9 protein-coding genes, 1 tRNA gene and 1 pseudogene are annotated in these 11,110 nt (G+C 34.4%); 6 read left to right on the forward strand and 5 right to left on the reverse strand.

The window, feature by feature from the left end; translation table 11 throughout:
* Both WBQ70_RS08660 and rimP read right to left on the reverse strand, forming a co-directional pair.
* Positions 1-122 (reverse strand): annotated as a pseudogene (locus tag WBQ70_RS08660) (transcription termination factor NusA); the annotation flags it as partial.
* A gap of 13 nt (positions 123-135) precedes the next feature.
* Positions 136-600 (reverse strand): ribosome assembly cofactor RimP, encoded by a 465-nt coding sequence (gene rimP, locus WBQ70_RS08665; protein ID WP_423912992.1) that lies wholly within the window; start codon positions 598-600, stop codon positions 136-138.
* A 176-nt stretch (positions 601-776) separates the two neighbouring features.
* Here rimP and WBQ70_RS08670 point away from each other — a divergent pair, with 176 nt between their 5' ends.
* Positions 777-1,601, forward strand: a complete 825-nt coding sequence (locus WBQ70_RS08670) for a universal stress protein (RefSeq protein WP_423912970.1) — start codon at positions 777-779, stop codon at positions 1,599-1,601.
* Positions 1,602-1,652: 51 nt separating this feature from the next.
* Here the strand turns inward: WBQ70_RS08670 and WBQ70_RS08675 are convergent.
* Positions 1,653-1,723 (reverse strand) — tRNA-Gln (locus tag WBQ70_RS08675).
* A gap of 238 nt (positions 1,724-1,961) precedes the next feature.
* On the opposite strand from WBQ70_RS08675, the gene WBQ70_RS08680 reads away from it, so the two are divergent.
* Entirely contained in the window at positions 1,962-5,261 is a 3,300-nt protein-coding gene (locus WBQ70_RS08680; protein WP_423912972.1) for a protein O-mannosyl-transferase family, read from the forward strand.
* A 96-nt stretch (positions 5,262-5,357) separates the two neighbouring features.
* Positions 5,358-5,999, forward strand: coding sequence for a polysaccharide deacetylase family protein (locus WBQ70_RS08685; protein ID WP_423912975.1), 642 nt, complete (start codon positions 5,358-5,360; stop codon positions 5,997-5,999).
* Between the two features lie 160 nt (positions 6,000-6,159).
* On the opposite strand, the gene WBQ70_RS08690 is transcribed toward WBQ70_RS08685, so the two are convergent.
* Both WBQ70_RS08690 and WBQ70_RS08695 read right to left on the reverse strand, forming a co-directional pair.
* Positions 6,160-6,456 (reverse strand): thioredoxin family protein, encoded by a 297-nt coding sequence (locus tag WBQ70_RS08690; RefSeq protein WP_423912977.1) that lies wholly within the window; start codon positions 6,454-6,456, stop codon positions 6,160-6,162.
* Between the two features lie 74 nt (positions 6,457-6,530).
* Positions 6,531-7,751, reverse strand: a complete 1,221-nt coding sequence (locus WBQ70_RS08695) for a metallophosphoesterase (RefSeq protein WP_423912980.1) — start codon at positions 7,749-7,751, stop codon at positions 6,531-6,533.
* 454 nt (positions 7,752-8,205) lie between these two features.
* On the opposite strand from WBQ70_RS08695, the gene parS reads away from it, so the two are divergent.
* The 3 genes from parS to WBQ70_RS08710 form a co-directional block, all read left to right on the forward strand.
* Positions 8,206-8,706, forward strand: a complete 501-nt coding sequence (gene parS, locus WBQ70_RS08700) for a type II RES/Xre toxin-antitoxin system antitoxin (RefSeq protein WP_423912983.1) — start codon at positions 8,206-8,208, stop codon at positions 8,704-8,706.
* Entirely contained in the window at positions 8,706-9,176 is a 471-nt protein-coding gene (locus WBQ70_RS08705) for an RES family NAD+ phosphorylase (RefSeq protein ID WP_423912986.1), read from the forward strand. Before parS ends, WBQ70_RS08705 begins: the two co-directional genes overlap by 1 nt.
* A 488-nt stretch (positions 9,177-9,664) precedes the next feature.
* A partial coding sequence (locus tag WBQ70_RS08710; protein ID WP_423912989.1) for a 5'-3' exonuclease H3TH domain-containing protein occupies positions 9,665-11,110 on the forward strand: 1,446 nt, incomplete at its 3' end.

Genomic DNA, 11,110 nt, shown 5'->3' on the forward strand with positions numbered 1-11,110 from the left:
CCGTATTTTTTCTTCAATGCATTTCTAAATACATCTTCTAAAATTGCCATAAGCGTTACACGATCAATAAGTTTATCATCTTTAAACTCTGAAAATGAATCGATTAATGCTAAATTTTCCATGCGAATTCTTTAATTAAAATGTTACTGTAACAACTGCTTCTTTTATTTCTACGTAAGGCACTTCCAGTCTCTTTTGTACTGTTTCTTTTCCTTTTCCTATCTTTTTTGGCTCTCTTGCTTCCCATGACAAAATTACAAAATCATCATTAGCATCAACTAATTCTGCCTCAATTTTTTCTAATTCCGTCTTCACAATCAGTATTCTACCAATATTCTTCTTATATTGACGTACAAATTTTAAAGGAGCTCCAACCCCAAAAGAGGCTACTTCTATCGAAAAATCTTGCTCTTCTCGATCCAAGTTACTTTCTACGGCTCTGCTTACATCAATACAATCTTGCAAAACCACTCCATTATCACCATCAATTGTCACTATAATTTTAAAGGCGTCTGTAATAACTACATCTATCAAAAAAAGTGATGGCCTCTCTGATAACGCTTCTAATAATAACGAATTTACTCTTTCTTTAAACACCATATTTTTATAAAAAGAGGGGACTATTAGTCCCCTCATTATCTAGATTATAATAAATAACGGTGCAAATATAGTGTTTTTTTTATAAACCAAAAAAAATAGATTGCTGTTAAAAAATTTCTTATCTTTATTACAAAGAAAATTTAAGATTTTTTCCCATAATCGAAACTTTATAAACTATGAAACAAATTCTAGTCCCAACCGACTTTTCAACCAACGCAGAAAACGCCTTAAAAGTAGCCGCTAAAATAGCAAAAAAACAAAATTGTGAAATTCTACTACTTCATATGCTTGAAATTCCTTCTCAAATGAACGATGCTATAACTGGATCAACAGGAATCCCTGAGGCAATGCTATTTATCCAAAAAGCAAACGAAACACTTGAAAATGAAACTCAAAAAAGCTTTTTAAAAGACATTCCAATCTCACATTATATCCAATTTGAAAAAGCAACCGACGGAATTCTTTCCTTTAGCAAAAAAAACAACATTGATTTAATCATTATGGGATCCCATGGCGTATCAGGTATCCAAGAGATAATCATAGGATCTAACACCGAAAAAGTAGTTCGTCAATCAGACATACCCGTATTAATCATAAAAGACGACAGTCTAGACTTCAACCAACCTCATTTTATTTTCGCTTCTGATTTTACAGAGGAAATAAAAACTCCTTTCAAAAAAATGCTCGAATTAGTAACTATTTTTGAAGCAGAACTTTCCCTGGTTATGATTTGCACCCCAAACAGCTTCAAAACGACAAGAACTGCAAAAAAAATACTTGCCAATTTTGTTTCTGAATTTGATATCAAAAACTATTCTATTCATTTCTACAACGATACCAATATTGAAAAAGGGATCCTTCATTTTGCCAAAGATGTCAATGCAGACTTAATTGGATTATGCACTCATGGAAGAACAGGTTTATCTCATTTTTTCACTGGAAGCATAAGCGAAGACCTAGTTAATCACGCCGCCAGACCTGTAATCACTTTCAAAATATAATTTGAAAATTATATAAAATGAAAAAGCCTCTCGAATGAGAGGCTTTTTACGTTGGTCTACAAGGACTCGAACCTTGAATGACTGCACCAAAAACAGTAGTGTTACCATTACACCATAGACCAATAGCGTTTGAATGCGGGTGCAAATTTATAACAATATTTAGTTTCTGCAAATTTTTTTATCATTTTTATTCAAAAAAAATTGAATAAAAAAATCAAAGGCCTTCAAAACCAAAAAAAAGAACTAAAAATCAACCGATTAGCAATTGTCGGGCATTTACTAGAATTTTTTGTTAATGAACCAAAGTTTCAATAAAAAAACATTTTCTTTGCAACTTAAAATATAACTAAATTTTGATACATGAATAAGGCGACATTCAATTTCAATAAATGGAATACTATTATCGGCTGGATTACATTTGGAATCGCATTGATAACCTATAGCTTAACTGTTGAACCTACTATGAGTTTTTGGGACTGTGGTGAATACATTGCAACTGCCGCAAAACTAGAGGTTGGGCACCCTCCTGGAGCTCCTTTATTTCAAATGATTGGTGCTTTCTTTGCCATGTTTGCTATGGACAATCAGCACATTGCATTAATGGTAAATATGACTTCTGTTTTCTCTAGTGCCTTTACGATTTTATTTATGTTTTGGTCTTCAACACTAATTTTAAGAAAAATCATCCACACTACTTCAGAAGACAACAATCTAAATCACGAAAATCAAAATAATGCCATCGCAATATTAGGAAGTTCTTTCATAGGAGCTTTAGCCTATACCTTTTCGGATAGTTTTTGGTTTAACGCTGTTGAAGCCGAAGTTTATGCTATGGCCTCACTTTTAATCGCTTTACTATTTTGGCTTGGATTACGTTGGGAACAAGACATGAATACACCAAGAGGAAACAAATGGCTTTTAGTTATTTCACTTGTCATTGGACTTTCATTTGGAGTTCACTTTATGGCTTTATTGACCATTCCTTCTATCGGATTATTATATTATTTTAAAAATTACAAAACAGTTACAATAAAAAACTTTATCATCGCTAATATTGTTGTGGTTTCTGTATTGTTATTTATTTTTAAATTATTATTACCCTTAACCATGGCTTTCTTTGGAAAAAGCGAGATTTTCATGGTAAACAACTTTGGACTCCCGTTTAACGGAGGAACTATATTAGTAACTATTCTATTAGCAGCTATCTTCTATTTTGGTTTAAAATATACTAAAACCAAAGGAATGATTCACTACAACACTTTACTGTTATGTGTTTTATTTATTTTAATAGGATTCTCTACTTGGATGATGCTGCCTATTAGAGCAAATGCAAATACCGTAATCAATGAAAATAAACCATCAGATGCGGCGGAAGTTTTGGCCTACTATAACCGTGAGCAATACGGTGTAAACCCATTGTTTTACGGACCACAATACACAGAAACATTTGCAGGATTAGACCCTAAAATCCCTTATTTAGATAAAGCCCCCAACTATGAAAGAGATCACAAAACAGGAAAATATATTATTGTAAATAATTTTAAAAATGCTGTTCAAAACAGTGATGACTACCACAAAACTATCTTACCAAGAATGTGGAGCTCAGAACATATTGAAAATTATATCAACTTCACGAATCCTCCTCAATTCACTATAAACCCAAATTACCCTTATGAGGAAGATTTAGCTAAATACGGAATTGATGTCAATAAAATCTCTGAAGAAGATTACAACAAAGCGATTGCACAATTGAAGAACGAGGTCGAAAAGACAGTTTCAGAATTTAGACTTGCTTATGCACAGAAACAAATTGACAATGAAGGCTATGTAAAATTCCTAAAAAGTTATGGCGAATACCTAATTGTAGACAAACCAACTACAACTGACAATTTAAGCTTTATGGTTGAATACCAATTTGGCTATATGTATTGGAGATACTTAATGTGGAACTTCGTAGGAAGACAAAGTGACAACCAAGGAAAATACGACTATCTAGATGGGAATTGGCTAAGTGGCATCCCCTTTATTGACGAAATACACTTAGGATCGCAAGACAACCTTCCTTCGGATGTCATCAATAATAAAGGCAGAAACACTTATTACTTCATCCCTTTTATATTAGGATTAATTGGAATTATGTACCATGCTGGGAAAGACCGTAAAAGCTTTTACGTCCTTTTGGTATTGTTCTTATTCTTAGGACTTGCCTTAAAAATATACCTTAACGAAAGACCATTTGAACCCCGAGAAAGAGATTATGCCTTAGTAGGCTCTTTTTATGTATTTGCCCTCTGGATTGGATTGGGGGTATATTCACTATACGAAAGTATACAAAGCTATTTATCTCCAAAAATTGCTGGTCCCATTATCATTTCAGCTTGCTTACTTGCTGGACCTGTTATCATGGCATCACAAAATTGGGATGACCATGATCGTTCTGGAAAATACACTGCATTATCTATGGCGAAAGCGTATTTGAATTCCTGTGATGCAGATGCTATTCTATTCACCATTGGAGATAATGACACCTTTCCTCTGTGGTATGCCCAAGAAATTGAACAAATCAGAACCGATGTGAAAATTGTCAATACTAGTCTTTTCATGACCGATTGGTATATAGACCAAATGAAAATGAAAACATACGAGTCTGATCCATTACCTATTTCTTTCACTCACGATCAATATGTGGGTGATAAATTAGACTATGTGGCTTATATCCCCAAAACTGAAAGCAGATGGGAATTGAAAGACTTTTTAGAATTCATCAAAAATCCTAAATCAACCGTAGGGTTACAAAACGGACAGACGATTCATTTCTTTCCAACAAATAAAATCAGAATTCCAGTTGACAAGAATGTTATCCTAAAAAACAAGGTAGTCGCTCCTAAATACAACGACTCGATCGTTCCCTTTATTGACATTGACATCAAAGGAAGTGCTTTGTATAAAAACCGATTAATGATGTTGGATATCGTTGCCAATAACAACTGGAAAAGACCAATTTATTTCAGTGGAGGTGCTTATGACAACGAAGATTATTTATGGATGAAAGAATACCTTCAACTAGAAGGCATGGTCTATAAATTAGTTCCCGTGAGAACTCCTATCCCTAAAGACGGAAGTACTTTAGATATGGGACAAATTAACGCTGACAAAATGTATGACAACATTATGGCTTGGGACTGGGGAAATAGCGATAGTGATAAAATATATCACGATCCTGAAACCCGCAGAGAAAGCATTACATACAGAACAAATCTTGCCCGATTAATGGATGAATTAATCGCCGAAAACAAAATGGATAAAGCAAAAAAAGTAATCGAATTAGCGATGACTAAAATGCCATTAGAAAAATTTGGTTACTATTCATTACTTGAACCTTTTGCTAAAGGTTATTACCAAACAAAAGACACCGCTAAGGCACAAGAATTACTAACTAAATTAATGGCTAAATACCAAGAAAACCTTAATTACTACAGTAAGCTAAGCCTATCTGAACAATCAGAAATCGCTGTTGACATCATTACCGACATCGAACGCTATAGAAGCTTACTGCAAGTAATGAAGGAAAATGGAGATTTGACTTTCTACGAAAAAAACAAAAAAACATTCAATACATATATCGAAATGTTTCAACGTTTTGGAAGAGAAAAAGAATAATTTATTACAGCATAAAATCCTATAAAAAAGTGCGACAATTATTTGGAAATTGTCGCACTTTTTTATAACTTAATGTCTCCAAAAAACACCACAATTATGAGCTTTTACTGGATTAAAACAAATGCATTTATCAAATGGGTATTTTCAAATTATGTATGGGACATTCCCAATACTGAAAATAAAATATACCTGAGTTTTGATGACGGTCCTACTCCAGAAATCACAGATTGGGTACTCGAAGAACTTCATAAACACAATGCTAAAGCCACGTTTTTTTGTATAGGTAAAAATATAGAAGAACAACCATATTTATTTGAGAAAATCATTCAAAATCAGCACGCCATTGGCAATCACACTTTTAATCACCTCAACGGGTGGAAAACAGCCACGAAGGAATATATTAAAAATGTAAAACGATGCGCAAAAACAATTGCAAAACACAATTATTCTTTAACCTCTAAGTTCTTCCGTCCTCCTTATGGAAAAATGACAACAGGACAGTTAGACGAGTTAAAAAAACAAGGCTATAAAATTATTATGTGGGATGTTTTGAGTGCCGACTTTGACAACAGCATTTCAAAAGAAAAATGTTTAAAAAATGTAACTTCAAATATCAAACCAGGAAGTATCATTATCTTTCATGACAGCGTAAAAGCATTTCAAAACTTAAAATACACACTTCCGAAAGTTTTAGATTTTATTGATGAAAAGAAGTTTAAGTATGATGTCATACCTTAATTTTAAATATAACCGCTAATTCGCAAATTGACTTTTAAAAATATAAATCTATAAATTTGCAATAATTCCGCACAAAAAGGTTTATTTACATTCAAAATTTATGAAAAAATTGCGCATCTGCGGCTGTTTTTTCAACATAGATATTCGATCAATTCGTAAACTACAATTGTTCTTGAACGATTGCAATAATGCTATTTGCGTCTAATTCTCCAGATTGTCTCCAGATCATCTGTCCACCTTTATAAATCATCAAAGTAGGAAGTCCCTTAATTCTTAAGGCTTCGGCTAATTCTTGATTTTTATCCACATCAATTTTAATCACCTTAGCTTTATCTCCAAGTGCAGCCGCTACATCTTTAATAACAGGATGCATCGATAAAGAGGATTCATTCCATTCTGTGTAAAAGTCGATTAACACAGGTACTTGTGCGCTTATAAGTTCTCCAAATTTTGACATAAACTCAAAAATTTAATATTTAAATCTACTAAAAATAATAGATATTAAGTTACAAATGTAGCATTTTTAACGATTTATGCTACTTTCTTTCCTTTTTTTAGTTCAATGACCGTAATTTCAGGCATAATCCCTACCCTTCCTGGATATGCATGAAACCCAAAACCTCGATTTACATATATGTATCGTCCAAAAGTTTCATACAAACCCGCCCATTGGGGATAGATGTATTGCGCTAAACTCCACTTGAAAAAACCCGGAATTTCTATACCAAACTGCATTCCGTGTGTGTGACCTGATAAAGTTAATTGAAAATTCTTTTGGTCATTCTTCAGTTCGTAATCCCAGTGCGAAGGATCGTGACTCATCACAATTTTAAAATCTTCTTTTTTTAATCCTTCTGAAGCTTTATTAATATCACCGACTTTCTTGAAATTATGTCCCCAGTTTTCCACACCTACTAAGGCAATTTTATCATCTCCTTTTTGAATAAAAGTATGCTCGTTTAACAAAAGTTTAAAATCAATATCGCCATACAATTGCTTGATAGCTTCAAAATTGGTATCTTTTTCTTTCGCCGATGGCCAATCTATATATTCCCCATAATCGTGGTTTCCTAAAACAGAATATTTACCAAACTCAGGTGTTTTAATCCTCTTGAAAGTTTCAATCCAAGGATGCATTTCTTTAGCGTGTGTATTGACAATATCTCCCGTAAACAAAACCAAATCTGATTCTTGTTCGTTCACCAAATCAATTGCATAATTAATCTTCTCCGCATTATCAAAACTCCCTGAATGAATATCCGAAATTTGCGTGATTTTAAACCCATCAAAAGCATCGGGTAAATCAGGAAAAAAGATGCGTTGCTTAATCACTTTGTAATTATATCTCCCAACTGTAATCCCATAAATCAAAGACATAAACGGAATCGCAGCCAATCCAAGACCTATCTGACTGACAAATTTTCGCCGTGATGCTAAGAAATCAGCATCGGTTCTTCCCATAAAAAAGTTCGTTATTCCGTTTCCTATCCTAAAAACGTCCTCCGTAAACAAGGTGAAAACCAAGATAATTTTTGGCACATAAATCACAAGCATCAACCCCATCGTGAACATCGTACGTTGAGTTTGTCCCACAGAACGGTCAAAAGTCATAAACGAATACGCAATATACACCAAAGCCAACACGCTCAGAATTCCATAGCCCACCAAAACCGACTTTGATTTCAAAATCGTTTTAAAAACCTGAAAGGCATATAACTCAACAATAAAAAGGATAGCGATAAAAATCAGCATTCTAGAACCCATTTGGATAAAATTTTACACAAAATAACGATATATATAAGGCAAATAAGAAGATATTAATTAAACTTTAACTTCGGTTTATTGTTTTTAGGAGCAGAACAACCTGTTTTCAAAACAACCATCCCTCCTGCTCTACGCTATATCTCTTGTTTTCGCTATCGCAAAACAAGAGGATGCCGCTTCGATCAGGGCTATGATTTACTAATTTATTTCATAGTTAGTTTTATAAGAATAAAGCAATGACAATAAAGTTTTACTCTCCCAGTTTGTCACGCTGAAAGCGTCCCACACAAACAATTCACAACACCTGAGACCCCTTCGGAATAATAAACTTTCTAAACAGACGCAGTCTAAATCCTCATATTCATAATTTATTAATTAGCATTATAGAAATCCCTAATTAAAGCATATTTGTTGTATATTTACAACACAAATACTGCTAATCATGAAAAACGAAGCTAAAAATAAAAAAAAAATCGATCCAAAAGAAAGTATTCGTCGAGCTAAAACTGCAAGAGCTTCACGCCCTAGCTGGAAATTAGTTTCAGAAGGCAAAGTATATACTTGGGCATCAAAGTTAGAGCGCGTTAACATCATAAGAAGTGGAGTTCCCTATGGATCAATTGAGGTTATTAGTAAAAGAATAAATGCCCCAATAAAGGAAATCCTACATATATTTGGATTACCACAAACTACTTATAATAAAAAACTAAGAGAAAACTCCTTACTCAACGGAAGAGACAGTGAAGTAATTCTGCTTCTTACTGAACTTATTGATTATGGCCAAGAAGTTTTTAATAACGAAGAAGGTAAATTTCAGCGTTGGATAAAAAAACCTAATATCTCTTTAGCAGGAAACACACCCGAAGACTTATTAGATTCTGTTACCGGCATACAAGAAGTAAAAAACTGTTTGAATAGAATTGAATACGGAAATTTTGCCTAATGAGAGTATTCAGAATTGAAAGAGAAAAATATCTTTCCACACCTTTAGCAGGAACTGGAGCTGCAATTTCCGAAGGTTTTAGATGGAACAGCTTGCACACCTATTTAGTTTACACATCAGAATCTCGTGCTCTTGCTACGCTAGAAGTTTCTGTTCATATTGACCTTAATGAAGACTTACCCACTGATAGATTTTATGTTGAAATAGATATTCCTGATGATATTGAAATATTAGAACTTACAGTTGATCAACTTCCGCAAAATTGGGATGCGAAACCTCCTATTCTTGAAACACAGTATATAGGAGATGATTTTGTTTCACAAAGAAACGCAGCTGTACTGAAAGTCCCAAGTAGTATTGTTCCGCCAGAATGTAACTATTTAATCAACCCAAACCACCCTGATTCATCTAAAATTAAAGTTATCTCAACCCAAAAACTACAATTTGACAATCGGTTTAAAACATCCTAAAAGTATTAATTATTTGACCGAAATTTTAAAAAAACACCTGATTTACTTCACAGTTTCCCATACTAAAAGCATCCGACACAAACCGCTCACAATACTTGAGATTCCTTCGGAATGACAAATTTTACGGACTATCCCTCTTACCCATCCAGTTTGTCACGCTGAAAGCGTCCCACACAAACAACTCACAATCCTTGAGATTCCTACGGAATGACAAACATTATGGATTAGCCGTATAAAAACAAAATTTCACTAAACACTACTAATTCCACTACTCCAGCGTGAGTGATAGGAGCTAGCTACCGAAGTAGCGCGGATAGCACGACAGCAGCAAGGGAAAGGGGCGAATACGCGCAAAGAATATTTGCCCCTTTTCCTTGATGGTGGCACGCCCAAATAATCACGTCAACACTAAAAAAGACATATAATGAACTTTAAAAAAACGCCGTTTTCAAAAAGGTTTGTTTATTTTTACGACAAAATTTTTTACTATGTCTGCTCAAAAACGTCTTTTTCTACTCGATGCGTATGCTTTAATCTTTAGAGGCTATTATGCTTTTATCAAAAACCCAAGAATCAATTCGAAAGGAATGGATACCTCGGCGATTATGGGGTTTATGAATTCCTTGATGGATGTGATTAAGAGAGAGAAACCAGACCATCTTGCGGTGGCGTTTGACAAAGGCGGTAGCGATTTGCGTAATGAATTATACCCCGAATACAAAGCCAACAGGGATGCTACGCCCGAGGCGATTAAGATTGCGGTTCCTTATATTCAGGCATTATTGAATGCCATGCACATACCTATTATTGAATTAGCGGGTTGTGAAGCCGATGATTTGATTGGGACGATTGCCAAACAAGCAGAGAAGGAAAACTATAAAGTTTTTATGGTGACTCCGGATAAAGATTTTGCGCAATTGGTATCTGAAAACATCTTCATGTACAAGCCTGCTCGCATGGGGAACGGAATTGAGATTTGGGGAGTTCCTGAAGTTTTGGCTAAGTTTGAAATCGAAAGACCAGAGCAAGTGATTGATTTCCTTGGAATGATGGGCGATGCTGCTGATAATATCCCTGGATTACCTGGTGTGGGCGAAGTAACAGCTAAGAAATTGTTGAAGGAATTTGGCAGCATGGAAAACCTTTTGGCCAACACGGACAAGCTGAAAGGAAAAATGAAGGAGAAAATCGAGGAAAACAAGGAAAAAGGATTGTTATCCAAAAAACTGGCAACTATTTTATTAGATTGTGATGTTACTTTTAACGAAACAGATTACGAACTTTCGACACCTGATGTGGAGAAAACGGACGCTTTGTTCAACGAACTAGAATTTAGAAGAATGGCGGAGCAATTTGACGCGATTTTCAAAAGTCCGTCACAAGCGTTGAGTACAGAATCTGTTCCTGCCGATGATGCCAAATTATATAAAAAACCACAAGCGAAGAACGAGGACCAATTTGATCTTTTTTCGAGTACACTTCCTACGCATGAAAACGAAGTAGTACACCAACAGTTTTACGGAACTTTGGATACAGTGGCGCATTCTTACCAAATTGTTCAAGGCGATTTAGGAGTCAAATTATTATTGCAAAATTTACAAAAACAAACTTCGGTTTGTTTTGATACGGAAACGACTGGTTTGGATGCTTTGCATGCGGAATTAGTGGGAATTTCTTTTTCTTATGAAAAAGGAAAAGCATTTTATGTTCCGTTTCCAGAGAATCAGGATGAAGCAAAAGTTTTGGCAGAAAAATTCATTCCATTTTTTGAAAATGAAGCGGTTGAAAAAATTGGTCAAAACATCAAATACGATTTAAAAATATTAGCCAATTATGGAATTAACGTAGCAGGAAAATTATTTGACACGATGATAGCGCATTATTTGATTAACCCAGATATGCGTCACAATATGGATATTTTGAGTGAAACCTAT

The organism is Flavobacterium sp. (assembly GCF_049590715.1).
Classification (GTDB): domain Bacteria; phylum Bacteroidota; class Bacteroidia; order Flavobacteriales; family Flavobacteriaceae; genus Flavobacterium.